At 64.0% G+C, this 25,195-nt stretch carries 19 protein-coding genes and 2 pseudogenes; 17 read left to right on the top strand and 4 right to left on the bottom strand.

The features are described 5' to 3' along the window. Positions 1-281: pseudogene (locus tag ACFQX9_RS26400) on the bottom strand (NYN domain-containing protein); the annotation flags it as partial. Positions 282-610: 329 nt separating this feature from the next. On the opposite strand from ACFQX9_RS26400, the gene rpoZ reads away from it, so the two are divergent. From rpoZ to ACFQX9_RS26340, 12 genes are all read left to right on the top strand, one after another. After that, positions 611-1,003: a DNA-directed RNA polymerase subunit omega gene (rpoZ, locus tag ACFQX9_RS26395; RefSeq protein ID WP_007603391.1), complete on the top strand. Its 393-nt coding sequence runs from the start codon at positions 611-613 to the stop codon at positions 1,001-1,003. Positions 1,004-1,211: 208 nt separating this feature from the next. Further along, on the top strand, positions 1,212-3,497 hold the full coding sequence (locus ACFQX9_RS26390) for a bifunctional (p)ppGpp synthetase/guanosine-3',5'-bis(diphosphate) 3'-pyrophosphohydrolase (protein WP_026233572.1): 2,286 nt from the start codon (positions 1,212-1,214) through the stop codon (positions 3,495-3,497). A gap of 45 nt (positions 3,498-3,542) precedes the next feature. Continuing rightward, positions 3,543-4,295 (top strand): pyridoxine 5'-phosphate synthase, encoded by a 753-nt coding sequence (locus ACFQX9_RS26385; RefSeq protein ID WP_026233571.1) that lies wholly within the window; start codon positions 3,543-3,545, stop codon positions 4,293-4,295. Further along, the gene (acpS, locus tag ACFQX9_RS26380; RefSeq protein WP_007611179.1) at positions 4,292-4,711 is read left to right on the top strand and encodes a holo-ACP synthase; all 420 of its coding nucleotides are present in this window, start codon (positions 4,292-4,294) and stop codon (positions 4,709-4,711) included. Before ACFQX9_RS26385 ends, acpS begins: the two co-directional genes overlap by 4 nt. Before the next feature lie 248 nt (positions 4,712-4,959). Then, the gene (gene lepB / locus ACFQX9_RS26375) at positions 4,960-5,724 is read left to right on the top strand and encodes a signal peptidase I (protein ID WP_018458408.1); all 765 of its coding nucleotides are present in this window, start codon (positions 4,960-4,962) and stop codon (positions 5,722-5,724) included. Then, positions 5,721-6,587: a ribonuclease III gene (gene rnc / locus ACFQX9_RS26370; RefSeq protein WP_085357520.1), complete on the top strand. Its 867-nt coding sequence runs from the start codon at positions 5,721-5,723 to the stop codon at positions 6,585-6,587. The genes lepB and rnc overlap by 4 nt, the downstream gene beginning before the upstream one ends. Next, positions 6,577-7,503, top strand: coding sequence for a GTPase Era (gene era, locus ACFQX9_RS26365; RefSeq protein WP_085353425.1), 927 nt, complete (start codon positions 6,577-6,579; stop codon positions 7,501-7,503). The genes rnc and era overlap by 11 nt, the downstream gene beginning before the upstream one ends. Before the next feature lie 21 nt (positions 7,504-7,524). Further along, positions 7,525-7,905 (top strand): hypothetical protein, encoded by a 381-nt coding sequence (locus ACFQX9_RS26360; RefSeq protein WP_018458405.1) that lies wholly within the window; start codon positions 7,525-7,527, stop codon positions 7,903-7,905. A gap of 122 nt (positions 7,906-8,027) precedes the next feature. Then, positions 8,028-8,780 carry a DNA repair protein RecO gene (gene recO, locus ACFQX9_RS26355; RefSeq protein ID WP_085353424.1) on the top strand — a complete coding sequence of 251 codons (753 nt, stop codon included), beginning with the start codon at positions 8,028-8,030 and terminating at the stop codon, positions 8,778-8,780. 99 nt (positions 8,781-8,879) lie between these two features. Beyond that, on the top strand, positions 8,880-9,164 hold the full coding sequence (locus ACFQX9_RS26350) for a hypothetical protein (RefSeq protein ID WP_018458403.1): 285 nt from the start codon (positions 8,880-8,882) through the stop codon (positions 9,162-9,164). A gap of 60 nt (positions 9,165-9,224) precedes the next feature. Continuing rightward, on the top strand, positions 9,225-11,483 hold the full coding sequence (gene parC / locus ACFQX9_RS26345) for a DNA topoisomerase IV subunit A (RefSeq protein ID WP_247338490.1): 2,259 nt from the start codon (positions 9,225-9,227) through the stop codon (positions 11,481-11,483). Positions 11,484-11,567: 84 nt separating this feature from the next. Beyond that, a complete protein-coding gene (locus ACFQX9_RS26340; RefSeq protein ID WP_377791038.1) occupies positions 11,568-13,109 on the top strand; it encodes a GMC family oxidoreductase in 1,542 nt (513 codons plus the stop codon). Between the two features lie 55 nt (positions 13,110-13,164). Here the strand turns inward: ACFQX9_RS26340 and ACFQX9_RS26335 are convergent. Beyond that, positions 13,165-14,372, bottom strand: a pseudogene (locus tag ACFQX9_RS26335) (YeeE/YedE family protein). 1,062 nt (positions 14,373-15,434) lie between these two features. Here ACFQX9_RS26335 and ACFQX9_RS26330 point away from each other — a divergent pair. The 3 genes from ACFQX9_RS26330 to ACFQX9_RS26320 all read left to right on the top strand — a co-directional run bounded on the left by ACFQX9_RS26330 (position 15,435) and on the right by ACFQX9_RS26320 (position 20,777). After that, positions 15,435-16,514, top strand: coding sequence for a calcium:proton antiporter (locus ACFQX9_RS26330; RefSeq protein ID WP_085353422.1), 1,080 nt, complete (start codon positions 15,435-15,437; stop codon positions 16,512-16,514). A 61-nt stretch (positions 16,515-16,575) separates the two neighbouring features. Next, positions 16,576-17,691 carry an efflux RND transporter periplasmic adaptor subunit gene (locus ACFQX9_RS26325; RefSeq protein WP_085353421.1) on the top strand — a complete coding sequence of 372 codons (1,116 nt, stop codon included), beginning with the start codon at positions 16,576-16,578 and terminating at the stop codon, positions 17,689-17,691. Next, a complete protein-coding gene (locus tag ACFQX9_RS26320; RefSeq protein ID WP_094183263.1) occupies positions 17,688-20,777 on the top strand; it encodes an efflux RND transporter permease subunit in 3,090 nt (1,029 codons plus the stop codon). The genes ACFQX9_RS26325 and ACFQX9_RS26320 overlap by 4 nt, the downstream gene beginning before the upstream one ends. Before the next feature lie 68 nt (positions 20,778-20,845). Here ACFQX9_RS26320 and chrA read toward each other — a convergent pair whose 3' ends face one another. Next, positions 20,846-22,231 (bottom strand): chromate efflux transporter, encoded by a 1,386-nt coding sequence (chrA, locus tag ACFQX9_RS26315; protein ID WP_085353420.1) that lies wholly within the window; start codon positions 22,229-22,231, stop codon positions 20,846-20,848. After that, positions 22,231-23,049 carry a chromate resistance protein ChrB domain-containing protein gene (locus tag ACFQX9_RS26310; protein WP_085353419.1) on the bottom strand — a complete coding sequence of 273 codons (819 nt, stop codon included), beginning with the start codon at positions 23,047-23,049 and terminating at the stop codon, positions 22,231-22,233. Before ACFQX9_RS26310 ends, chrA begins: the two co-directional genes overlap by 1 nt. A gap of 194 nt (positions 23,050-23,243) precedes the next feature. Between ACFQX9_RS26310 and dmeF the strand changes: the two genes are divergently transcribed. Both dmeF and ACFQX9_RS26300 read left to right on the top strand, forming a co-directional pair. Next, positions 23,244-24,188: a CDF family Co(II)/Ni(II) efflux transporter DmeF gene (dmeF, locus tag ACFQX9_RS26305; protein ID WP_085357530.1), complete on the top strand. Its 945-nt coding sequence runs from the start codon at positions 23,244-23,246 to the stop codon at positions 24,186-24,188. 89 nt (positions 24,189-24,277) lie between these two features. Further along, positions 24,278-25,117, top strand: a complete 840-nt coding sequence (locus ACFQX9_RS26300) for an N-acyl homoserine lactonase family protein (protein ID WP_085353415.1) — start codon at positions 24,278-24,280, stop codon at positions 25,115-25,117. Positions 25,118-25,195 lie beyond the last annotated feature (78 nt).

The following is a 25,195-nucleotide window of genomic DNA, read 5'->3' as shown; positions in this document are numbered from 1 at the left end:
TTGACCTTGCGGCGGCCGGAGGCGTCGATGAACTCCTTGGTCGCCTTGGTGACGACGGTGTAGCCGTTGTAGTCGAGCCAGTCGATCAGCGGCCGGATCGAGGAGTACTCCTGATCCTCGATGATCGCGGTGTAGTAGAACGCCCTAAGTAGCGTCCCGCGGCTCTGAAACTCCTTCAGCAGGCGCTTGTAATCGATGTCGAAGCCCAGAGTTTTTGCCGTCGCGTAGAGATTGGCTCCATCGATGAAGAGCGCGATCTTGTCGGTAGAGGAAGGTGACATTCAGTTTGCTCGCGTAGAGTTCGTGATTGATCGTTTATTGTTGGCGCGGCGACAGCAAGCCGCGCGCTTCTAAAGTCCCGCCGAAACCCGTCGAAACCGCAAATCCGGAGAAGTCGGGGCAATCAAGGTATAGTTATGGCCAACTTGCACATACCCGGCGCCGCCCTCGCCGGCGGCCCGGGTAACCACCCATCCCAGCGCCAATGTGGGGGTAGCAGAGCCGTTTGGCGAGGCCAAATCACAAATTGGCCTTGCGAAACCCTCCCGGTCCCTATAACTACCGGCATTCATCCACATATTTCGTCCCACCCACAACGGAGCGACAGTCGATGGCTCGCGTCACCGTAGAAGATTGTATCGACAAGGTCGACAACCGGTTTGACCTGGTCCTGCTGGCCGCCCACCGCGCCCGCATGATTTCGTCTGGTTCACAACTAACGGTTGACCGTGATAACGACAAGAACCCTGTTGTGTCTTTGCGCGAAATTGCTGAGACCACCATTTCGCCGGAGGACCTCCGCGAGGAGCTGGTGCACTCGCTGCAGAAGTTCGTCGAGGTCGACGAGCCCGAGCCTGACACTGTGCCGCTGATCGGTTCCGCCGGTGCAAGCGTGGATGCAGACGATACCGAAGTCGCCGTTGAGCGCATGACGGAAGAAGAGCTCCTGAAGGGTCTCGAAGGCCTCGCGCCGCCCGAGGAGCAACCCGAGGAAGACGAGTAAATCGTCCCGTCGCGCTCATCGACTTCTTTGTGATCTGATCAAAGGCCCGAACCGTTGTTCGGGCCTTTGCTTTTGTTGGCGTTTTCGTGGTTACCATAGCGTCGTCGGTTCGCGCCTGTCCCTGTCACTGAATTGATCGGACACGCGCGCGATCGGAGCTAAGATGTATACACGGGCTCTGTCGTGGTCCGTTTGAAGGCAGGACGGCATGGTATATCGACGCCGCACACCAACGCAGATGCAGGCCGCAACCGAATCGGTTGCCGTGGCCCCGACTGCGCCGGTGGCGCGCCCGGCGAAGCCTCGCGCACGCATGATGCGTCAATATGACCTCGTCGAGCGCGTCAGGTCCTACAATCCCAACACCGACGAAGATCTGCTGAACCGCGCCTATGTCTACGCCATGAAGGCGCACGGCTCGCAGACCCGCGCCTCGGGCGACCCGTACTTCTCCCATCCGCTCGAAGTGGCGGCGATTCTCACCGACCTGAAACTCGACGACGCCACCATCGTGGCTGCGCTGCTCCACGACACGATCGAGGACACCGAAGCGACGCGGGCCGAGATCGACCAGATCTTCGGGCCCGAGATCGGCGCGCTGGTCGAAGGGCTGACCAAGCTGAAGCGGCTGGAGCTGGTGTCGCGGGAGGCCAAACAGGCCGAGAATCTGCGCAAATTGTTGCTGGCCATTGCCGACGACGTCCGCGTGCTCCTGGTGAAGCTCGCCGATCGCCTGCACAACATGCGCACGCTGGACTTCGTGCCGACGGAATCGCGACGGCGCATTGCCGAGGAGACGCTCGATATCTATGCGCCGCTGGCCGGGCGCATGGGCATGCAGGAAATGCGCGAGGAGCTGGAGGACCTGTCGTTCCGGACCCTCGACCCGGAAGCCTATTCGGTGGTGATGCAGCGGCTCGATGCGCTGGCGGAGCGCAACCGCAATCTGATCGGCGAAATCGAGGACCAGCTCTCCAACAATCTGCGCCACCGGGGCTTGGGCGCGCGGGTCTATGGCCGCCGCAAGAAGCCATTCTCGATCTGGACCAAGATGGAGCGGAAGTCGGTCGGCTTCGAGCAATTGTCCGACATCTTCGGCTTCCGCGTCGTCGTCAACGACATCGAGGCCTGCTATCGCGCGCTCGGCATCGTCCACACGAACTGGCCGGTCGTGCCCGGGCGGTTCAAGGACTACATCTCGACGCCGAAGCAGAACGACTATCGCTCGATCCACACCACCGTGATCGGCCCCGGCAACCAGCGCGTCGAGTTGCAAATCCGCACCGAGGCGATGGACCAGATCGCCGAGCGCGGCATCGCCGCGCACGTGTTCTACAAGGAAGGCGTGGGCTCGCCGACCGAATTCCTCAAGCGCGAGTCCAATGCGTTCGCCTGGTTGCGCCACACCATCGGCATCCTCTCGGAGAGCGCCAACCCCGAGGAATTCCTCGAGCACACCAAGCTCGAGCTGTTCCACGACCAGGTGTTCTGCTTCACCCCAAAGGGCAAGCTGATTGCGCTGCCGCGCCATGCCAACGTGATCGACTTCGCCTATGCCGTGCATACCGACGTCGGCAACAGCGCGGTGGGCTGCAAGATCAACGGCCAGTTTGCGCCGCTGTCCTCGGAGCTCCAGAATGGCGACGAGGTCGAGGTGCTGACCTCCGAAGCGCAAGCGGCGCCGCCGTCCGCCTGGGAAACGCTCGCGGTCACCGGCAAGGCGCGCGCCGCAATCCGCCGCGCCACCAGGACTGCGGTGCGCGATCAATATGTCGGTCTCGGCCGGCGCATCGTCGAGCGCCTGTTCGAGCGCGCCAAGATCGAATATGCCGACGACAAGCTCAAGGGCGCGCTGCCGCGGCTGGCACGAACCTCGATCGAGGACGTCATGGCGGCTGTGGGACGCGGCGAGATCAAGGCCTCCCACGTCGCGCGTGCGATGTATCCCGACTACAAGGAGGAGCGCATCGCGCGCTACGGCGTCAAGAAGGGGCTTGCCGGCAAGCTCAAGGAGAAGTCGTTCGAACCGCCGCGCACCCCGGTCGCGATTCCGATCCGCGGCATCAATTCCGACCTGCCGGTGAAGTTTGCGCCGAATGGCGGCGCAGTGCCCGGCGACCGCATCGTCGGCATCGTCACGCCGGGCGAGGGCATCACCATCTACCCAATCCAGGCGCCGGCCCTGAAGGATTTCGAAGAAGAGCCGGAGCGCTGGCTCGACGTGCGCTGGGACATCGAGGACTCCGCGCCGCAGCGCTTCCCGGCCCGCATCAAGGTCGAGAATGTCAACGAACCCGGCGCGCTGGCGCAGATCGCGACCGTGATCGCCGAGCACGACGGCAACATCGACAACATCAGCATGCAGCGCCGCTCACCGGACTTCACGGAGACGACGATCGATCTCGAAGTCTACGATCTCAAGCATTTGAGCGCGATCCTGGCCCAGCTGCGCGCGAAGGCGGTCGTCGCCCGCGCCGAACGTGTTAATGGATAGACGCCTTCCGTCATGGTCCATTCCTATGATTCCGTGAGTCCTGAAATGCCTGCACCTCCGCTCCGCCTCGGCGTCAATGTCGACCATGTCGCGACTCTGCGTAACGCGCGCAGCGGCCGCAATCCCGATCCGGTGCGCGCGGCGCTGCTGGCGATCGAGGCCGGCGCCGACGGCATCACCGCTCATTTGCGCGAGGATCGCCGGCACATCCGCGACGAGGACATGGCGCGGCTGAAAGCCGAGATCTCCAAGCCGCTTAATTTCGAGATGGCGGCGACCGAGGACATGATGCGTATTTCGCTCGCCACCAGGCCGCATGCGGTGTGCCTCGTGCCGGAGCGGCGCCAGGAGGTGACGACCGAAGGCGGGCTCGACGTCGTCGGCCAGCACAATGCGCTGGCGCCTTATATCGCGCGGCTGAACGATGCCGGCATCCGGGTGTCGCTGTTCATCGCGGCCGATCCCGCCCAGATCGAGACGGCGGCGCGGCTGCGCGCACCCGTGATCGAGATCCACACCGGCGCCTGGTGCGACGCCGTCGTCGAGGGTCACGCCGACAAGGCCGAGGCCGAATGGCGGCGGATCGTGGCAGGGGCGAAGCTGGCGAAAGAAGCAGGGCTGGAGGTTCACGCCGGACACGGGCTGGACTACGCGACAGCGGAGACGATCGCCGGCTTGCCGGACATCATGGAACTCAACATCGGCTACTACATGATCGGCGAAGCCCTGTTCGTCGGTCTCGCCGAGACGGTTCGCAGCATGCGCGCGGCGATGGACCGCGGCCGGAGCCGGGCATGATCATCGGCATCGGCTCCGATCTGATCGACATCACCCGGGTCGGCAAGGTGATCGACCGCCATGGCGAGCGCTTCCTCGACCGCATCTTCACCGCGGCCGAGCGGGCCAAGGCGGAGCGGCGCGCCAAGAACGAGAAGATGGTGGTGGCAACCTACGCCAAGCGCTTCGCCGCCAAGGAGGCCTGCTCCAAGGCACTCGGCACCGGCATCAGGCGCGGCGTGTGGTGGCGCGACATGGGGGTGGTCAACCTGCCGGGAGGGCGGCCAACCATGCAATTGACGGGCGGGGCGCTGGCCCGGCTCCAGGCCCTGACGCCCGAAGGGTTCGCGGCGCAGATCGACCTGTCGATCACCGATGACTGGCCGCTGGCACAGGCCTTCGTCATCATTTCGGCCGTGCCGCTGGCCAAACCCTGACGGTGCTCCGATAATTTTATAATTCGCGTTCAAAATCAAGCGCTTATGCAGTTTTGACGCGATCCTTGATTGCGTGGCCTCCGACAACCGTCTAAAAGTCCGCGGACGCAAATCAGGCTGGGCGAATTCGGCTTTACGCCGGAATTGGCCCTCATTATCAGAATCAGGACAATCTCCTTGGGCCGCGAGCGATGGGCTGTTCGCGGGAGGAGGGCGCGCTGTGACCGCCCGCCGGAATTGAGAGAGCAATGAGCGTGACTTCAGGAACGAAAACTGAGAGCGGCATCGGCGAAACGATCCGGGTCGTGATCCACGCTCTCCTGATCGCTCTGGTGATCCGCACCTTCCTGTTTCAGCCGTTCAACATCCCATCCGGCTCGATGAAGGCGACACTGCTGGTCGGCGACTATCTGTTCGTCTCGAAATATTCCTACGGCTACAGCCACTACTCGATCCCGTTCTCGCCGCCGCTGTTCTCGGGGCGGATCTGGGGCTCGGACCCGAACCGCGGCGACATCGTCGTATTCCGCCTGCCGAAGGACGATTCCACCGACTACATCAAGCGCGTGATCGGCCTGCCCGGCGACCGCATCCAGATGCGGGACGGGCTGCTCTACATCAACGACACGCCGGTCGAGCGGCAGCGCATGAGCGAATTTGTCGGCGAGGACCCCTGCGGCGCCGAAGGCAGCGGCGTCTCCCGGGTGAAGCGCTGGAAGGAAACGCTCCCGAATGGCGTGTCCTACGAGACGCTGGACTGCGCCGACAACGGCTACGTCGACAACACCAACGTCTACACCGTGCCGACCGGCCACTTCTTCATGATGGGCGACAACCGCGACAACTCCACCGACAGTCGCTTCCTCGGCCAGGTCGGCTACGTGCCGCAGGAGAATTTGATCGGGCGCGCCCAGATGATCTTCTTCTCGATCGCCGAAGGCGAGCATGCCTGGATGTTCTGGCGCTGGCCCTGGGCGGTGCGCTGGAATCGCTTCTTCAAAATCGTCCGATGAAAGACGAAGCCAAGGACATCGCGATCCTACCGACCGAGGCGCAAGCGGGCCCCGACGGCGAAGCTGCGACCAAGACTCTTGATACCAAGACCCTTGAGGTCAAGACGCCTGAGATCAAGACGCCCGCAAAGAAGAAGCGGGTGCGGAGCAGCAAGGTCAGGGGCTCGGATGCGAATGCGGGGCTCGAGGCACGCATCGGCTACAGCTTTGCCGATCCGAACCTCTTGATGCAAGGCATCACGCATGTCTCCGCGCTGAAGTCCGGGCGCAAGCGCGGCGACAGCTATCAGCGGCTGGAATTCCTCGGCGACCATGTGCTCGGGCTCGTCGTCTCCGACATGCTCTATCACGCCTTCCCGAACGCCGACGAAGGCGAGCTGTCCAAGCGACTTGCCGAACTGGTGCGCAAGGAGAGTTGCGCCGATGTCGCCAAGTCGCTCGGTCTGCTCGACGACATCAAGCTCGGCTCGGTCGGCTCCAGCGCCGACGCGCGCCTGCGCAAGAGCGTGCTCGGCGACATCTGCGAGGCCGTGATCGGCGCCGTCTTCCTAGACGGCGGCTACGCGGCAGCGGCCGATTTCGTCAAGCGCAACTGGACCGAGCGCATGCACAAGCCGCGACGTCCCTTGCGCGATCCCAAGACCGTTCTCCAGGAATGGGCACAGGGCAAGGGATTGCCGACGCCGGTTTATCGCGAGGTCGAGCGCACCGGCCCGCATCACGATCCGCAATTCCGCGTCGCGGTCGACCTGCCGGGGCTGGCACCGGCGGAAGGCATCGGCGGCAGCAAGCGCGCGGCAGAGAAAGTGGCAGCTTCAGTGATGATCGAACGTGAAGGCGTTGGCGGCGGCAATGATGGTTGAAGCAAGCGGCGAGGCGCCCACTGCCACGCGCTGCGGCTTCGTCGCGCTGATCGGCGCGCCGAATGTCGGCAAATCCACGCTGGTCAATGCGCTGGTCGGGGCCAAGGTCACGATCGTCTCGCGTAAGGTGCAGACCACGCGCGCGCTGATCCGCGGCATCGTGATCGAGAACAACGCGCAGATCATCCTGGTCGATACGCCCGGAATCTTCCTGCCCAAGCGCCGGCTCGACCGCGCCATGGTCTCGACCGCCTGGAGCGGCGCGCATGACGCCGACCTCGTCTGCGTGCTGCTGGATGCCAAGGCCGGCATCGACGAGGAAGCGGAGGCAATCCTCACCAAGGTCGCCAGCGTCAAGCACGAGAAGATTTTGGTCATCAACAAAGTCGACCTGGTCCAGCGCGAGAAGCTGCTGGCGCTGGCGCAGGCTGCCAACGAGCGCATGGCCTTCGCAAAGACGTTCATGATCGCGGCGATCTCCGGCGACGGCGTCGATGACCTCAGGCGTACACTGTCCGAGATCGTACCGCCGGGGCCGTTCCTCTATCCCGAAGACCAGATGTCGGACGCGCCGATGCGGCAGCTCGCGGCCGAGATCACGCGCGAGAAGATCTTTCGCAAACTGCACCAGGAACTGCCCTACCAGTCCACCGTCGAGACCGACAAGTGGGAAGAACGCAAGGACAAGTCGGTGCGCATCGAGCAGACGATTTTCGTCGAGCGCGAAAGCCAGCGCAAGATCGTGCTCGGCGCCGGTGGCGCCACCATCAAGTCGATCGGCGCGGACTCGCGCAAGGAGATCGGCGAGATCCTGGGCGTGCCGGTGCACCTGTTCCTGTTCGTCAAGGTGCGCGAGAACTGGAGCGACGATCCCGATCGCTACCGCGAGATGGGCCTGGAATTTCCCAAAGAATAACCAAGAAAAGATCGGTCGACGATGAGCGTACCCAGCAACGTACGGCGCTTCGAAGCGTTGCTCTATGCATCGTTGATGCTGGATGCCTTGTCGGTGGCGGTGCAGGACCGCACGCCGACTGCCGAGATGACCGAACAGATGATCATGACGTCGTCGCTGCTCGCCGGCGGCATGATCCTGCTGCTGGTGTATTTCGTCCGGCTGGCCGCGCACGGGCGCAAGAACTGGCCGCGCTGGGTGCTGGCGGCAGCGCTCGTGCTGTCGGTGATCTCGCTCGGCCAGATCATCGGCGAGAAAGGCATGGAACTCGACAGCGCCATCGAGATCGTCTCCTGCGTGCTGACCGCGATGGGATTGTATTTCTCGTTCCGCGGCGACGCGCAGGGCTGGTTCAACGCGTGAGGCCGTGTCGGGTGGATTGGCGGCGCGCAATTCACCTTCCAGGCGTGCCCCCGCGATTGGCCCATTAGGCCTTCGGCCAATCCGCCCTACGATTGAAGACCGGAATCCGCTAGACTTCACCGATGGAATGGACCGACGAAGGCATCGTGCTGGGGGTGCGGCGGCATGGCGAGAGCAGCGCCATCGTCGAGTTGCTAACCCGTGCCCACGGCCGCCATCTCGGTCTCGTCCGCGGCGGCGCCGGCTCTCGGATGCGTCCGTTGCTGCAGCCCGGCAACAGCCTCCGCGTGGTATGGCGGGCGCGGCTCGACGAGCATCTCGGCACCTATGCCATCGAGGGCCTCAAGCTGCGGGCGGCGACGCTGCTGGGATCATCCCACGGCGTCTACGGCATCACCCATCTCGCCTCTATCGCGCGGTTGCTGCCGGAGCGCGATCCGCACGAAAACCTCCTGGCGCTGCTCGAACATTCGCTGGACGATTTCGACGACATCGGCAGCGCGGCCGTGCACGTGATCCATTTCGAACTGGCAATGCTCACCGAACTCGGCTTCGGGCTGGCGCTGGAAAACTGCGCGGTGACAGGAGAGACCACCGACCTGATCTACGTCTCGCCCAAATCCGGCGGCGCGGTGTCCCGCGGGGCGGGCGAGCCGTGGCGCGACCGCCTGTTGCGGCTGCCGCCGTTCCTGCGCCAAAGCGAGGTGCAGGGCGACCTCACCGATCAGGATCTCCAGGACGGCTTTCGACTGACCGGCCTGTTCCTGCTGCGCCACGTGCTGGAACCACGCGGGCAAGGCCATTCCGATGCGCGGGCAGGCTTCATCAACGCGCTGACGCGACAGCAGGCAAAGGCCGCCATTCCCGCGCCATGAGCTTGGCGCGGCTCTGCGTTGCCTCAGTGGACCAGCCCTTGCTGAACCAAACTCGGTTCCCCGGACTTGCCATTTTGGGTTCCAACCGGGGATAGCCTCATGCTGATCAAGGGACTTGTGATATCGGCAGCGCTGATTGCGCTGGCGCCGGACGCCCTCGCGGGTGAGCAGCCGGGCGTCTTTCGCCGTGCTTCCTGTACCGTCGTCAGATTCTATGTGGCTAAATATTCCGCTGCAGCCGCAGAGGCATGGGCACGGTCCAAAGGCGCGACGGAGGCCGAGATCGACACCGCGCGGCGGTGCCTGACCAATGCCCCGGCCACCACGCAGGCTAAAGCCGCGCCACCCACCCAGACCTTCACCGCAGGCTGGGCCGGCCAGTAGGCCGCCACAGGGAACCAATCGATCCTTGCCCGATTCGCTTCCACGGTTTAACCGGGCGGCATGGGAAAACGATTGATTCCGCCGGAGGAACCGGCCGAAATTCACGAGGTGCCGCTGCGTGAGGCGTTGGAAGAGCGCTATCTCGCCTACGCGCTCTCCACCATCATGCACCGCGCGCTGCCGGATGCGCGCGACGGCCTGAAGCCGGTACACCGGCGCATCCTGTATGGCATGCGGCTGCTCCGGCTCGACCCGGGCACGGCATTCAAGAAGTCCGCCAAAATCGTCGGCGACGTGATGGGCTCGTTCCATCCTCATGGCGACCAGGCGATCTACGACGCCATGGTGCGGCTGGCGCAGGACTTCTCCTCGCGCTACCCGCTGGTCGACGGCCAGGGCAATTTCGGCAATATCGACGGCGATAATCCCGCCGCCTATCGCTACACCGAAGCGCGCATGACCGACGTCGCGCGGCTTCTGCTCGACGGAATCGATGAGGACGGCGTCGAATTCCGCCCCAATTACGACGGCCAGTCGAAAGAGCCGATCGTGCTGCCCGGCGGCTTCCCGAATCTGCTCGCCAATGGCGCGCAAGGTATCGCAGTCGGCATGGCGACCTCGATCCCGCCGCACAACGCCGCCGAGCTCTGCGACGCCGCGCTGCATCTGATCGAGAAGCCCGACGCGAAGTCGAAGGCCTTGCTGAAATGGGTCAAGGGTCCGGACTTTCCAACCGGCGGCATCTGCGTCGATTCCAAGCAGGCGATCGCTGAAGCCTACACCACCGGTCGCGGTTCGTTTCGCGTCCGCTCCCGATGGGAGCAGGAAGAGGGCGCGCGCGGCACCTGGGTCGTCGTCGTCACCGAGATACCCTTTCTGGTGCAGAAGTCCCGGCTGATCGAGAAGATCGCCGAGCTGCTGGACCAGAAGAAGCTGCCGCTGGTCGGCGATATCAGGGACGAGTCGGCCGAAGACGTTCGCATCGTGATCGAGCCGAAATCGAAGAACGTCGATCCCGCGCTGATGATGGAATCGCTGTTCCGGCTGACCGAGCTCGAAAACAAGATTCCGCTGAACCTCAACGTGCTGATCAAGGGCCGCATTCCCAAAGTCGTGGGGCTCGCGGAGTGCTTGCGCGAATGGCTCGACCATCTGCGCGACGTGCTGATCCGTCGCACCAACCATCGCAAGGCCGAGATCGAGCGCCGGCTGGAGATCCTCGGCGGCTTGCTGATTGCCTATCTGAACATCGACGAGGTGATCAGGATCATCCGCAATGAGGACGAGCCGAAGCCGGCGCTGATCAAGGCGTTCAAGCTCGCCGAGGTGCAGGCCGAAGCCATCCTCAACATGCGGCTCCGAAGCCTGCGCAAGCTCGAGGAGATGGAGATCCGCGGCGAGGACAAGGATCTTCGCAAGGAGCTGAAGGGCATCGAGGGACTGCTGGCGTCCGAACCCGAGCAGTGGAAGAAAGTCGGCGAGCAGGTCGGCAAGGTTCGCGACATGTTCGGACCGAAGACCCCGCTCGGCAAGCGCCGCACCACCTTTGCCGACGCGCCAGAGCATGATCTCGCTGCGATCGAGGAGGCACTGGTCGAGCGCGAGCCGGTGACGGTGGTGGTCTCCGACAAGGGCTGGATCCGCACTCTCAAGGGCCATGTCGAGGATCTCTCGGGGCTGGCCTTCAAGCAGGACGACAAGCTCGGATTCGCGTTCTTCGCGGAAACGACCTCGAAGCTGCTGCTGTTCGCCACCAACGGAAAATTCTACTCGCTCGATGTCGCAAAACTTCCGGGCGGCCGCGGTCATGGCGAGCCGATCCGCCAGTTCATCGATCTCGAGCCGGAGGCCGCGCCGGTCACGCTGTTCGTCAACAAGGGCGGACGCAGATTCCTGGTCGCGAGCCACGAGGGCCAAGGGTTCGTCGTCAGCGAGGACGATTGCGTCGGCACCACCAAGAAGGGCAAGCAGGTCCTCAACGTCGACATGCCGAACGAGGCGCGCACAGTCACCGAGGTGATCGGCGACACCGTCGCGGTCATCGGCGAGAACCGCAAGATGCTGGTGTTCCCGCTCGACCAGGTGCCGGAGATGGCGCGTGGCCGCGGTGTGCGTCTGCAGAAGTACAAGGACGGCGGCCTCTCCGACATTGCAGTGTTCGACGCCAAGACGGGCCTGACCTGGAAGGACTCCGCCGGCCGCGAATTCTCCGCGACCATGAAGGAGCTCGCCGAGTGGAAAGGCTCTCGCGCGGACGCCGGCCGTCTGCCGCCGAAGGGATTCCCGAAGTCGAACAAGTTCGGCAGGGGGATCGGGTAGTCGGGCGACAGTCTGGTTCCGCCGGTGCGCGCGGTCTGATACCGTCCGCCATCCCGGTGTTCTGGAACGTTGAGAAGTAGCGCGATGTACGATGTCATTGTTGTCGGCGGCGGCTCGGCCGGCGCTGCTGTTGCGGCGCGGCTCTCGGAAGATCCCGCACGGCGCGTCCTGCTGCTGGAGGCGGGTCTGGACTGGCGCGCCGACGAGGCGCCCTGGGAGGTGATGACGCCAAATCCCATCCCGATCATCCACAAGCGCGAGTACCAGGAGAAGTGGCAATGGCCGGATCTTCTGACGCGCCGTGTGGCCGGCCAGGAGCCGCGCTTCTACTGGCGCGGCAAGGGGCTCGGCGGCTCGTCGATGATGAACGGCCAGATCGCCATCCGCGGCGTCGCTGCTGCGTTCGACGAATGGGCCGCCAATGGCTGCACCGGCTGGTCGGCCACGGACGTGATGCCGTTGTTCTCGGTGATCGAGGATGATCTGGAATTCGGCGACGCCGCCGGCCACGGCCGCGGTGGACCGCTGCCGGTCTATCGCGCGCCGCCGGACAAATGGGGACCGATCGATCGCGGCTTGCGCGATGCGGCGCTGGCGAGCGGCTATCCCTGGTGCGCCGACGTCAACGGCCGGGACGGCGAGGGCGTCGCCTGCTATCCCATCAACAGCCGCGACAGCCGCCGCATCACCACCAACGAGGGTTATCTCGAGCCCGCGCGGGGCCGCGCCAATCTGGAAATTCGCGGGCATGCGCTGGTCGACAGCGTGCTGATCAGTGACGGACGGGCGACCGGCCTTCGCGTCCACATCGAGGGGCAGGGCACCCACGAGATCAGCGCACGCCAGATCGTGCTGTGCGCCGGCGCCATCCACAGTCCGGCAATCCTGCTGCGCTCGGGCATCGGACCTGCGGATGAGCTGAAGGCGATGGGGATCGCCGTCGAGCGGGACTTGCCGGTCGGCCGGCACTTCTTCGACCATCCGCTGTTTCGCGCCACGATCCAGCTTCACGAAAACCTGCGGCCCGCCGACCCCGACACCCGCCACACCAATTGCTGCGTGACCTATTCGTCGGGCCTCGCCAACGGCGGCAAGCGCGACATGATCCTGATCGCCTTCAACCACCGCGGCATCGGTGTGCCGGGCGCGATCGGCGCCGGGCTGTTCAACGCGTATTCGCGTGGCACGCTCAAGCTGGCCTCGACCGACCCCGCGATCGATCCTGTCGTCGAGGAGAACATGCTGGCCGATCCCCGCGACATGCTGCGCATGATGGATGCGGTGAGGCGGCTCGCCGTGATCACCGCCCAGCCGGCGCTATCAGGCATCGCCGACTGGATCCGGCTCGCAGACACGGATTTGAGCTTGCCCGAGGCTGCGGCCTTGCCCGATCACGAACTCGACGCGCTGCTGCGCCGTGAGACCGGCGATATCCAGCACGCCGCCGGCAGTTGCCGCATGACCGGCGTCAACGACGCCGACGGCGTGGTCAACCCTGACGGCACAGTGAAGGGTATCGCGGGCTTACGCGTTGCCGACGCCTCGATCATGCCATCGGATTGCCGGGCCAACACCCACTTCACGACGGTGGTGATCGGGGAAGCGATTGCGCGGATGATGCGTTGAGTTCAATCGCCCGTCCCGCCATGACGGTCTGACGAAACAGCACGCAGACGAAGACCTACCGCTCGACGGCCAGGCCGAACAGCGGTCGGAGCTGTGTCCCCAGAATGTTGCCGAGAAAAGCCGCAACCAGCCAGCACCAGCCATGCAGGCTGCCCGATGCGATCCCGCTGAAATAGGCGCCGATATTGCAGCCATAGGCGAGCCGGGCGCCATACCCGAGCAGCAGGCCGCCGATGATGGCGGCGAGGAGCGAGGATGCGGAGATGCGCCAGGTCGGATGGAATTTGCCGGCGAGGCCCGCGGCCAGCAACGCTCCGAGGATGATGCCGAAATCCATCACGGAGGTGATGTCGGCGAAGACGCTTTGCTGCAGCGATGGAGCGCGCGGGCCCTGCCAATAGGGCCATGACGCGACGTCGACGCCGACGCCCATCAGGATCTTCGATCCCCAGAGCGCGAAAGCGGAGGTGATGCCCCATGGGCGCCCTGCGAGATACAGCGTGGCGAAATTTCCGATCGCGAGCAGGATCGCGCCCCACAGCAGCGGCCACGGCCCCTGCATGAAGCGGCGTAGGCCTTGCAGCTTCGTCCGCGCTCCCGGCTCGAGTTCGCCGTGCCGGCCGATCTCGGCCCTGACGGTGGTGAGGTAGATCGCAGCCATCACGGCCCAGCAGAGCACGAGCGCCGGCAGCCATCCGAGCCGTTCGATCAACGAGACGGCGCCGATGTTCGGCAGCGCGCTCCACCACGGCAGATGCAACGCACCGAGCGTGCGATGAAGGCCGCCAGTGTCACCAGCATGCGGGTGTTGCCGCCGCCGGCGGTATAAAGCGTTCCCGACGCGCAGCCGCCGCCGAGCTGCATTCCAAGGCCGAACAGGAACGCCCCGGTCAGCATGCCCACGCCCACCGCGCCGAGCTCGCCATGCACGGCGACGCCGAACAGCGTACCTTGCGCGAGGGCCGGAAAGAACAGGGCCGTCGCCAGCGCCAGCATGACCATTTGCGCACGGAGACCGGCGCCCCGTCGCGCCACAATGAAGACGCGCCAGGCCGAGGTGAACCCGAACAGCGCATGATACAGCGTCAGGCCAAGTGCGCCTCCGAGAAGAAACAACAATCCCTGTTGCCACGAGATCGTGCCTGACAAGGCCGCTGCGCCCGCCAGAAGAATTGCCGCCGCGACAACGACGACCGTGAAATTGGCGCCGTGCCGGTCATTGTCAGGGGCAAGCAGTCGAGCATCGATAGATAGATCGGTCATGGCTCATCCAAGAAGCGGATTTCTTCGGCAGTGGGAGCTAACCGGGGCGAATTCTCCCCGTTCCAATCTTTCCACATTGGAACTGATGGGATCGCGCTAGGCTGTCATGCCCCGGCTCGACCGGGGCATCCAGTACGCCGCGGCTTCTCTTCTTAATCACGATCGTCTCGGAGTACTGGGTCGCCCGGTCAAGCCGGGCGACGACAGCGAGAGTGGAATGACTGGTCTTCGCGCCGATATACGATCCAAACAGCGGACGAGAGTTCGCGGTCTCGCGGCGCGTTCCGCCCGAGTTTTGCTTCGTCGCATTGCCCTCGTTGAGACAAGGGCGCAGGGAAGACCGGGCGCCGGCTGGCACCCGCAGGTCCGTGCGCGACAGAAATGCACACGGGGTGGACCACAGGTTCGCCGGATCGCCCGGCCTTCCCTGCGCGATGGTTTTAACGTGTCCTTCGTGCTCTCCCCGGGGAGCGATGCACTATTGCCCCCGTCCCATGCAGATGACTGATGCGCGCGCCCGGTTGGACCGCCACATCACCGCAGGACTTGACGCACAGACCCCGGGCGTCAGGACCACACGACTTGTTCGTCCGCGCACGTCCTCGCATGTCGCTTCGGGAGCTGGCGTGTGCTCGCACCCGAAGCCATACGAAGACGCTGTCGGCGCCGTGTCGTAGGCACGAATGCCATTGCTCACAGCCGAAGCCGCCCTGCAATGCAATCGCGCCCGACGCCGTCGCGTCCATCGCTACCCAGCCCGCGGTTCGTGACGATCGCGATCCGCCCCTTGTCTTGGGCCAGGGTGTGTCGCTTGTACGTCAAATCCGAATTTCGGTAAAGTGGAATATTTTTGCCGGGTGCACTTGACTAGCCAAGGCGGCACACTTTCTCGCAGTGTTTCGCCCTTTGGCGCACCGCGCTCCAGGGAGGCGTCTGGAGCTATCGCCAGAAGCAACATTGTTCCGAAATTGTGATGCGATGTCTTTTGGCCATGCCATTTCGTGAGTATGATGCAACTGAAGAGTCCCACACCTAGCGGGGACACGTTCAGGGAGAGTCGCCATGGCTGTAGCAGGGACAGCTCGGTGGACGTGGATTTGGCCAGGGCTCGCGTGGGGCGTCCTGTTGATCAGTTTCGTTCTCGGCAAAGGCGGGGTCATCGACGCCGCCGCCGGAGCGGCTCTGTTCGGCACGGTCTTCGCCGCCGTGTATCACGCCGAGGTGGTCGCTCACCGCGTCGGCGAGCCGTTCGGCACGCTGATCCTGGCATTGGCCGTGACGGTGATCGAGACGGCGCTCATCGTCTCGGTGATGATCGGCGCGCCTGCCGAGAAGGCCGGGCTGGCCCGCGACACGGTTTTCGCGGCAGTCATGATCGTCTGTAACGGCATCGTAGGTGCTTGTCTGCTGTGGGGCGGCGTGCGCCACCATGAACAGGGCTTCCAGGCGCAAGGCGCCAGTGCCGCTCTCGCCGTGCTGGTGGCTCTCACCAGCCTCACGATGGTGCTTCCGAACCTTGCAGCCCAAGAGCTCGGTCCGCTGTACAACACCTCGCAGCTCATCTTTGCCGCGCTTGCGTCCTTGATTCTGTACCTCGCGTTCGTCTTCGTTCAGACGGTCAGACACCGTGACTATTTCCTGGCCGCGAAAGGTGCCGCGGCCGACGAGCATTCGCCTCCTCCGGACAACGGAACGACCAGCCTGAGCGCCGCTCTCCTCGTCGTCTCCCTTGTGGCCGTCGTGGGGCTTGCGAAAGTCCTGACCCCCAGCGTGGAGCGCGCCATCGATTATCTCCAGGTCCCTAAGGCAGTCGTCGGCACGATCATCGCCGCACTCGTTCTTCTTCCGGAGGCAGTGGCGGCCATCAAGGCGGCGCAAAGCGACCGGCTTCAGACCAGTCTCAACCTCGCCCTCGGCTCGGCGCTCGCGACCATCGGCCTGACCATTCCCGCCGTCGCGGCTGTCTCGATCGTCATGGGATATCGGCTCGAACTCGGGTTGGACATAAAGGATTTGGGGCTGCTCATGCTCACGCTGCTGTTGAGTGTCATCACACTCGGCACCGGGCGGACCACGGTGCTGCAGGGCGTCGTGCATCTGGTCATCTTCGCCGCGTTTCTGTTTTTCGCGGTAGTGCCGTGAGCTCGCGGAACGACGCCGCCAGGCCGAAGGATCAAATTCGATAGGATTCGAGGAGCGCTCGATGATCCGACATCTTACGCGATTTGGCATCTTAACGCTCCTTGTCGTCGGCTTGCAGGGCTGCGGGGAAAAGAAGAAGGAGGCGAGCGAACAACCGGTCCGCGGTCTGCGCGCCTACAAGGTGGCCGCGACGGCGGAAAGCCGCGTTCGGCGCTTCCCGAGCGTTCTGCAGCCGGCCGACGTCAGCAGCCTCTCCTTCGAGATCGGGGGCCAGCTGAAGGCCGTCGTCCTCACCGTCGGCCAGAAGGTGCAACTCGGCGACGTTCTTGCCGAAATCGATCCGAGATCGCTGCAGAGCCAGGTGGACCAGGCCAGCGCGGGCGTGCAGCAGGCGCAGGCGCAGCTCGACAACGCCCAGTCCGATTTCCAGCGCAAGGAAGAACTCCTCAAGCGCGGCGTCGCGACCCAGGCGGCTTTCGAGCAGTCTAACGCCACCTTGCTCAGCTCGAGAGCCCAGTTCGACCAGGCGCGCCGCCAGCTCGAATTGGCCGATCAGAACCTTGACCGCAGCAAGCTGCTGGCTCCCTTCGCCGGGACCATCGCTCGCGTGGAGGTCAAATCCTTCGCGCAGGTCGCTGCGGGGCAGCCGGTCGCTACCCTCTACAGCGACGACAGCTTCGAAATGTCCTTTCTGGTGCCGGCCGCGACCTTCCAGAGCCTGAAGGTCGGGCAGAAGGTGGCCATCAAGGTCGCTGATAAGCCCGATCTTCCGCTCAAGGGCGAGATCAGGGAGCTCGGGTCCAAAGCCGAGCAGGTATCGGCGTTCCCGGTTGTGGTCAGGCTGGACAACAATGCCCCTGGTCTGAACGCCGGTATGTCGGTCGAGGTCGCGATCGAAGAACCGTTGGTCGTGGGCCGCAGCGGGTTTCTCGTTCCGCTCACCGTGCTGGTGCCCGAAGGCGGAAAGGTCCTGCAGAACACCGGTACGGTGTTTCGCTACGACGAGGCAAGTTCGACGGTGAAGAAGAGCACCGTCACCGTTGGCGGAATCCGGGACAATCGTCTCGTCGTGGTGGAGGGCGTCAAGCTTGGGGACGTCCTGGCCTCGGCAGGGGTGTCCTACCTCTCGGACGGACAAAAGGTGAAGCTGCTTCCGTTCGAGGAGGCGGGGCCGTGAATCTTCTCACCCGGTTCGGTCTGGCGCGGTCCCGATTCACGGTCATGGCCATGATCGGTCTGCTGATTGCCGGCATCGGGCTCTATCCGAACTTCCCTAAACGCGAAGACCCGGTCATCGTCATCCGGACAGCGGTTGTGTCGGCCCTTTTTCCGGGCATGGCGCCCGAGCGAATGGAGAATCTGGTCGCCGTTCCCGTCGAGCGAAAAGTACGCGAGCTCGCTGAGGTCAAGGACATCCGAACGCTTGCCGGCGAAGGATCCCTGACCATCTATGTCGACCTGAAGGACGAAATCGCGAACGTCAACGCCACCTGGCAGCGACTGCGCGACAAGATGGCCGACGCCAAGATCGAGCTGCCCGATGGGGTGGTCGGACCGTTCGTCAACAGCGACTTCGGCGATGTCGCAATCGCGACCATCGCCATCACAGGGGAAGGCTTTTCCCCCCGCGAACTGAAGGACGCGGCCGAGGACTTTCGGAAGAAGCTCTACCAGATCGCGGGAATCTCCAAGGTCGAGCTTCACGGCGTGCAGGACGAACGGGTTTGGCTCGAGCTCGATACCCGAAAGATGGCCGCGATCGGCGTTCAGGTCAACGCGTTGATCAAGGATCTCCAGGGACAGAATGTCGTGCTGCCGTCCGGCAACATCAACGCCGACGGCACGCGCCTTCTGCTCGAGACCTCCGGCGATTTTCCAAACGTGCGGGCGATCGAGACCATGCTCACGCGGGTCGGGACCACCGACAGCCTGGTTCGGCTTGCCGATATCGTCACGGTCCGCCGAGACTACGTCTCACCGAAGGTCAAGCCGATCTATTTCAATGGTCGTCCCGCCGTGGTCCTCAGCGTCATTATGCAGCCGGACCAGGACGTCACGCAGCTTGGAGTCAAGCTCCGTGCGGCCGCAGGCGACTATGAGGAGCGCCTTCCGATCGGCTACGCCGTCTCTTTCGCGACATACCAGGCCGATCAGGTCAGCGCCTCCGTCAATTCCGCCCTGTCGAGTGTGGCCCAGACTTTCGTCGTCGTGGCAGTGCTGGTGATCGTTTTTCTGGGCCTGCGGGCGGGCACTATCGCGGCGATGATCGTTCCCTTCGCCGTGATGTTTTCGTTGATCGGCATGCGGGCGCTGGGGATCGCGCTGGAGCAGGTCTCGATCGCGGCGATCATCATCGCGCTCGGTCTCCTGGTCGACAATGGCGTCGTCATCGTCGAGGACATCGTCAGCCGGATCGGCCGCGGAGTGCCTCCCGAGGAGGCCGGTCTTGCCTCCGGAGAGCAGTATGCGCTGCCGCTCCTGATCTCCTCGATCACCACCATCGCAGCGTTCTTGCCGCTCATGCTGCTATCGGGCGCGTCTGGCGAGTATGCGTTTTCGCTGGCGGCCGTGGTGGCGCTCACGCTCGGCGGCTCCTGGATCACGGCGATGTACATTCTTCCCGCCCTGACCGTGTGGCTGATCGGCCGGGGGGCCGGATCTGCTGAGGAGGATGCGGCGCCGTCTCGCCTGCAGCGGCTCTATGCCTCCGCGCTCGGCTCGGCCTTGCGCTTCTCTCCTATCGTCCTGGCCGGTTGCATTGCGCTCGTCGTAATTGCGCTTACTCAATTCCCGCGCATCCCGAAGGAGATGTTTCCGCTCAGCGAACGTAGCCAATTCCTGATCTACATGAATATGCCTGACGGGACCGACATCTCGCAAACGGAAGATCGCGCGCGCGAGATCGAACGGTGGCTCGGGGACAGAACGGCCAATCCGGAGATCTCCAGCGAAATCCTCTACGTGGGTGACGGCGGGCCGAGATTCTATCTCACTCTGACCCCAGTCCCGCCGGATCCGGCGTCCGCGTTCTTCCTTGTCAACACGACGGACTACCAGGCTGCGGTGCGTGCGGCCGATCGTGCCTGGAAATACCTTTATGCCAATCACCCAGAAGCAAGCTTCAAGATCAAGCGGCTGGCGATGGGAGCCGTCGAATCGGGCGTCGTGGAGCTGGAGATATCGGGCCCGGACGGTGACCGGCTGCTCGCTTTCAGCGAACGGGTTCGATCCCTGTTGCAGGCGGCGCCGAACGTCCGTGAGAACGATGACGACTGGGGCAACAAGATCGTCAAGGTGGTCGTCGAGATCGACCAGGACCGTGCGCGCCAGCTTGGAGTCACCTCTGAGGAAGTCACTCGGCTCCTGAACACGTATTTCACCGGCACCGCGGTGTCGATCTACCGGGAAGGCGATAACTCGATCCCGATCGTGCTGCGCGCCGGCGCGTACACCTCGCAGAGCCTGGAAGGCCTCACCAGCGCCACCTTCGCAAAGAGCGGCGGCCTCATCTCGCTGGCGCAGGTCGCGAGGCTGAAGCCGGGGTTCGATTTCGCGCGGATCCGCCGCAAGAACCAGGAACGAACGATCACGGTGACCGCCCGCAGCACCTCCCTGACGGCCGGGCAGCTTTTGGAAACGATTCAGCCCAGGCTCAACGAGATGGACATGACTGGGGGATATCACGTGACCGTCGGCGGCGAGATCCAGAAAAGCGCGGAGACAAACCAGAAGCTCGCCGCGGGCTTTCCGATCGCACTTGCCGTGATGGTGCTGGCGATCATCCTGCAGTTCAACTCCTTCCGGCGCACGCTTCTGACGTTCATGAGCATACCGCTCATCCTGATTGGGATTCCGTTCGGCCTGCTGGCGGCCGGACAACCGCTCTCGTTCTTCGGCACCCTCGGCATCATCAGCCTGTCGGGCATCATCATCAACAACGCCATCGTTCTGATCGATCAGATCGATATCGAGCGAGAGACGCTTCCGCTGCGGGAAGCCATCGTAGCTGCGTCGGGAAAGCGTCTTCGTCCGATCCTCCTGACGTCGGCCACTACGGTCCTTGGGCTCGCACCCATGGCCATCTCCGGCGGCGCGTTGTGGCAACCCATGGCGGTGCTCATGATGTCCGGGCTTGCTGTCGCCTCGCTCCTGACCCTGTTCTTCGTTCCGGCTGGATATTTCGTGCTTTTTGGGATTCCTTCTCCCGGAGGCAAGAAAGCCGTTTTCAAATTCAGTGCCGGTCCTAGCTCACGTTCCGGTTGACGCAGCCGAACTCGGTTTGGCCCATTTTGCGACCTCATGGAGGCAGCCTTTAAGCCGATGCTTGGAGGCTAAATCAGCCCCGCCAGCCGCAGCGCCACACCCGCAGCGCAGCTGCCGGCGAGCACCGTCAACATCCCCAGCTTGAACCGAAAGATCGCGGTTGCGGCTGCGATCGACAGCACGAGCGCGGGGAGATCGACGCTCGTCAGCACCGGCATGTCGAAGTCCAGCGGAAACGCATGCACCGGCACGGTGTCGCGGAACAGCGTGTGCAGCGCGAACCAGATCGAGAGATTGAGGATCACGCCGACGACGGCGGCGGTGATAGCGCTCAGCGCGCCCGCAAGCCCGGTGTTGCCGCGCAGCCGTTCGATGTAGGGAGCACCGACAAAGATCCAGAGGAAGCATGGCGTGAAGGTGACCCAGGTCGCGAGCAATCCGCCGAGCGTGGCCGCAAGCATCGGCGACAGGCCGCTGGCGTCGCGGTAGGCGGCCATGAAGCCCACGAACTGGAGCACCATGATCAGCGGACCCGGCGTGGTCTCGGCCATGCCGAGGCCGTCGAGCATCTCGTGCGGCTTGAGCCAGTGATAGTGCTCGACCGCCTGCTGGGCGACATAGGCCAGCACTGCGTAGGCGCCGCCGAAGGTGACCATCGCCATTTTCGAGAAGAACAGCGCGATGTGACTGAAGACATTGGCCTGCCCGAGCACAAGCACGAGCGCGATCACCGGCACCAGCCAGAGCGCAAGCCACAGCGCGCCGACGCGAATGGTGCGGGCGGTGTTGGGTCGGACATGATCGGGCACGGCGTCGCCCAGCATGCTGTCGATCAAGGCGCTGCTGCCGCCGTGACCATGACCGGCCGGCGCGAACTCCGGAAGGCCGCTTCTCGCGCCGGCATAGCCGATGATGCCTGAGGCGATGATGATGATGGGGAAGGGGACGGCAAAGAAGAAGATCGCGACGAAGGCCATCGCGGCGAGCGCGATCATGATGCGGTTCTTCAGCGCGCGCTTGCCGACGCGCACCACGGCCTCGACGACGATGGCGAGCACGGCGGCTTTCAAGCCGAAGAACAGCGCCTCGACGAAGCTGACATTGCCGTAGGCGGCGTAGACGTAGCTGAGGCCCATGATGGCGATGATGCCGGGCAGGATGAACAGTCCGCCCGCCATCAGCCCGCCGGCAGTGCGATGCATCAGCCAGCCGATATAGGTTGCGAGCTGCTGCGCCTCCGGGCCCGGCAAGAGCATGCAGTAGTTCAGCGCATGGAGGAAGCGGCCTTCCGAGATCCACTTCTTTTCCTCGACCAGGATGCGGTGCATCACCGCGATCTGGCCCGCGGGCCCGCCAAAACTCAGGCAGGCGACACGGAGCCAGACGCGAAAGGCTTCACTGAAGCTGACGCCGTGACCGGCATCAGCTCCGGTTTCGATCGTACGCGTATCCATCAAGCCTTTGCCTTGTTGGTCGGCCAGTTATGGGTCTCAGACGTCGCGTCGCGGCACCAGCGATAGAACGCGTCGTAGAGCAGCATACCGGCCTCGAGCTGTTCGAGGTCGTCATCATACATCCGCGACAGCCCGAGCGAAGCCGCGAGCAGACCGGGAGCCTCCGGCGCAAGGTCGGGCCGCCCGGTGTCGGCGCCGCGCACCAGCGTTGCGAGCCGGAGCAGCGCCGGCGCGGCAATCCCGAACTCCTCGATCATCACGTCGAAGGTGCAGAGCTCGCCACGGTGGCTCCAGAACACGTTCTCGATGTCGAACGGGGCTGCCTTGAAGCGTTCGCCGACGGCGACCACTTCGGACGGTGCCACGAACAGGAACACCGCATTGGGATCGACGAAGCGTCGGATCAGCCAGGGGCAGGCAATGCGGTCGACCTTGGGCCGCGCCCGCGTCACCCAGACGGTGCGTCCCTTGGCGTCGGGCGGCGGCAGCTTGCGGGTATCGAGCAGCGGCAGCTTTGCGTCCTTCCAGCCCTCGAATCCGCCTTCCAGCGTCTCGGCCTGGACCCCAAGCTGCCTAAGCCAGGCCGCCGTGCCCTGCGCCAGCTTTGCGCCGCGCAGGCAGGAGACGATGGCGGTGCGGCCGGCGAATTCGGCACCCCATTCCGGAACATTGTCGTGGCTGAGCTTGATCGAACCTGGGATCAACCGCCGGTCGGCGGCAAAATCCTCGTCGGTGCGCACGTCGATCAGGGCAGGGGCGTTTGCCGTGCCGATCAACCGTGCCAGCTTGTCAGATGATATCGTCGTGTAGGAAGACATGATGCGCCCTCGTGAAAAACAACGGGACGCGATACTTGGGCATGTCGCCTCGTGGGGAGATCGCTCAAATCCCCATGGCGTTCATTACACCGAAACGGCACCTACCTGTCAATCGGCTCATTCCGGCGATTTTGCCCAGAAGACTCGCAGGTCTATATAGGGGTTAACGGCCCGGGCCTTTCGGAGACTTTGCGATGCATTCCCATTCCGTCGAACAATGGACCCATGACCACGCCTTCCTGGGCGAGAAGCACGACGAGAACGAGCGACGCACCTGGCTCGTCGTCATCCTGACGCTGGTCATGATGGTCGGCGAGATCGTCGCCGGCTCGCTGTTCGGCTCGATGGCACTGCTCGCCGACGGCTGGCACATGGGCACGCATGCGGCAGCGCTGGGGATTGCCGCGTTCGCGTATCGCTTTGCACGGCGGCACCTGGGGAGCTCGCATTTCAGCTTCGGCACCGGCAAATTCGGCGATCTTGCCGCCTTCGCCAGCGCGATCATCCTCGGCCTGATCGCGGTCGAGATCGCCTATGAGAGCGTGCTGCGGCTGATCAATCCGGTGCCGATCGTCTATGGCGAGGCGATCGTGGTCGCTGCCCTCGGCCTGTGCGTCAACCTCGCCAGTGCCTGGCTGCTCCGCGACAACCATGGTCATCACCATCATGGCCATGCGCATGATGATCACGATGATCATGACCATGATCACCACCACCACGACAACAATCTCCGTGCTGCCTATGTCCACGTCATGGCGGACGCAGCGACCTCGGTGCTGGCGATCGCCGCGCTCGTCGTCGCCATGTATTCGGGATGGGCCTGGGCCGATCCGGCGGTCGGCCTGATCGGCAGCGCCGTGATCGCGAGCTGGGCGTTCGGCCTGATCAAGACATCGGGCGCGGTGCTGCTTGACGTGCGCGCCGACGAGAAGCTCGAGCGTGTGATCCGGGCGCGCATGGAGATCGGCGACGACCGCGTCACGGATTTGCATCTCTGGCAGGTCGGCCCCGGCCATTGCGCCGTGCTGGTGTCGGTGGTGTCGGACCAGCCGAAGCAGCCGGCGGTCTACAAGAAGCGGCTCGCCGGACTGAAGGGGCTCAGCCACGTCACCGTCGAGGTCGAGACCTGCCCGCACTGAAGCGGTCTGCGGGAATTCTGCGAACGGACCAGGGTTGATCCTCGGTCACACCCGACAAGACAGCCGACCTGGCTGCAAGGGAGGAACGAATGATGCCAAAGATCAAAAAGATCAAGCTCGCCGTCGTTGTCGCTGCACTCGTTCTGTCCGGTCATGCGGTGCTCGCGCAGTCCGAAAAGACCGGTGTCGAAAAACTCTACGTGCTCAATTGCGGCGAGGGTACCGCCGGCGACATCTCGCGCTGGACGCCCGGTCTCAATGAGGGCAAGACGATGGACTTCGTCGACAGCTGCTATCTCGTGAAGCACGCCAAGGGCTGGTTCCTGTGGGATACCGGCATCGCCGACGCAGTCGCCGCGATGCCGAATGGCCTTGCGCCCGCCGATCCCAAAGCCGTGACCTGGCGCCGGCCGAAGACGCTTGCCGCGCAGCTCGAACAGCTCGGCCTCAAGCCCGGTGACGTCAAGATGATGGCCGTCTCGCACACCCATCCCGACCATACCGGCAATGTCGAGCTGTTCCCGCAGGCCATGCTCTATGTGCAGAAGGCCGAGTATGACTGGCCCGGCGCCAACAACGAGCCGCGCTTCAAGCCGTCGCATCCGGTCGAGCTGCTTGCGGGCGACAAGGACGTGTTCGGCGACGGCAGCGTGACCATCCTGTCGACGCCCGGCCATACGCCGGGACACCAATCGCTGCTGGTGAAGCTGCCGAAGACCGGCGCCGTCGTGCTGTCGGGCGATGCGGTGCACTTCAAAGACAATTGGGACAACCGCCGTGTGCCGAGCATGAACGCCAACAAGGACCAGAGCGCGGCCTCGATGCAGAAGATCGCCGACACGCTCGGCAAGGAGAAGGCGCAACTCTGGATCAACCACGACAAGATCCAGCGCGACAGCCAGAAGATGTCGCCCGAGTTTTACGACTAGCTTCCCGCGACGCCCCTGTTGCCACTACGGTGGCAGCAGGGGCGTGCTAGCGCCCTCAGCAAGCTCCGCAACGGGAGA

Origin of the sequence: Bradyrhizobium sp. GCM10028915, from assembly GCF_042666195.1 — a bacterium.
In the GTDB taxonomy this organism is placed as follows: domain Bacteria; phylum Pseudomonadota; class Alphaproteobacteria; order Rhizobiales; family Xanthobacteraceae; genus Bradyrhizobium; species Bradyrhizobium canariense_D.
The sequence above is the reverse complement of the archived record's forward strand: the minus strand, read 5'-3'. Positions and strand labels throughout refer to the sequence as shown.

Coding starts and splice junctions, on each gene's coding strand:
- rpoZ (WP_007603391.1), top strand. CDS start 611: ATGGCTCGCGTCACCGTAGAAGATTGTATCGACAAGGTCGACAACCGG.
- ACFQX9_RS26390 (WP_026233572.1), top strand. CDS start 1,212: ATGGTATATCGACGCCGCACACCAACGCAGATGCAGGCCGCAACCGAA.
- ACFQX9_RS26385 (WP_026233571.1), top strand. CDS start 3,543: ATGCCTGCACCTCCGCTCCGCCTCGGCGTCAATGTCGACCATGTCGCG.
- acpS (WP_007611179.1), top strand. CDS start 4,292: ATGATCATCGGCATCGGCTCCGATCTGATCGACATCACCCGGGTCGGC.
- lepB (WP_018458408.1), top strand. CDS start 4,960: ATGAGCGTGACTTCAGGAACGAAAACTGAGAGCGGCATCGGCGAAACG.
- rnc (WP_085357520.1), top strand. CDS start 5,721: ATGAAAGACGAAGCCAAGGACATCGCGATCCTACCGACCGAGGCGCAA.
- era (WP_085353425.1), top strand. CDS start 6,577: ATGATGGTTGAAGCAAGCGGCGAGGCGCCCACTGCCACGCGCTGCGGC.
- ACFQX9_RS26360 (WP_018458405.1), top strand. CDS start 7,525: ATGAGCGTACCCAGCAACGTACGGCGCTTCGAAGCGTTGCTCTATGCA.
- recO (WP_085353424.1), top strand. CDS start 8,028: ATGGAATGGACCGACGAAGGCATCGTGCTGGGGGTGCGGCGGCATGGC.
- ACFQX9_RS26350 (WP_018458403.1), top strand. CDS start 8,880: ATGCTGATCAAGGGACTTGTGATATCGGCAGCGCTGATTGCGCTGGCG.
- parC (WP_247338490.1), top strand. CDS start 9,225: ATGGGAAAACGATTGATTCCGCCGGAGGAACCGGCCGAAATTCACGAG.
- ACFQX9_RS26340 (WP_377791038.1), top strand. CDS start 11,568: ATGTACGATGTCATTGTTGTCGGCGGCGGCTCGGCCGGCGCTGCTGTT.
- ACFQX9_RS26330 (WP_085353422.1), top strand. CDS start 15,435: ATGGCTGTAGCAGGGACAGCTCGGTGGACGTGGATTTGGCCAGGGCTC.
- ACFQX9_RS26325 (WP_085353421.1), top strand. CDS start 16,576: ATGATCCGACATCTTACGCGATTTGGCATCTTAACGCTCCTTGTCGTC.
- chrA (WP_085353420.1), bottom strand. CDS start 22,231: ATGGATACGCGTACGATCGAAACCGGAGCTGATGCCGGTCACGGCGTC.
- ACFQX9_RS26310 (WP_085353419.1), bottom strand. CDS start 23,049: ATGTCTTCCTACACGACGATATCATCTGACAAGCTGGCACGGTTGATC.
- dmeF (WP_085357530.1), top strand. CDS start 23,244: ATGCATTCCCATTCCGTCGAACAATGGACCCATGACCACGCCTTCCTG.
- ACFQX9_RS26300 (WP_085353415.1), top strand. CDS start 24,278: ATGATGCCAAAGATCAAAAAGATCAAGCTCGCCGTCGTTGTCGCTGCA.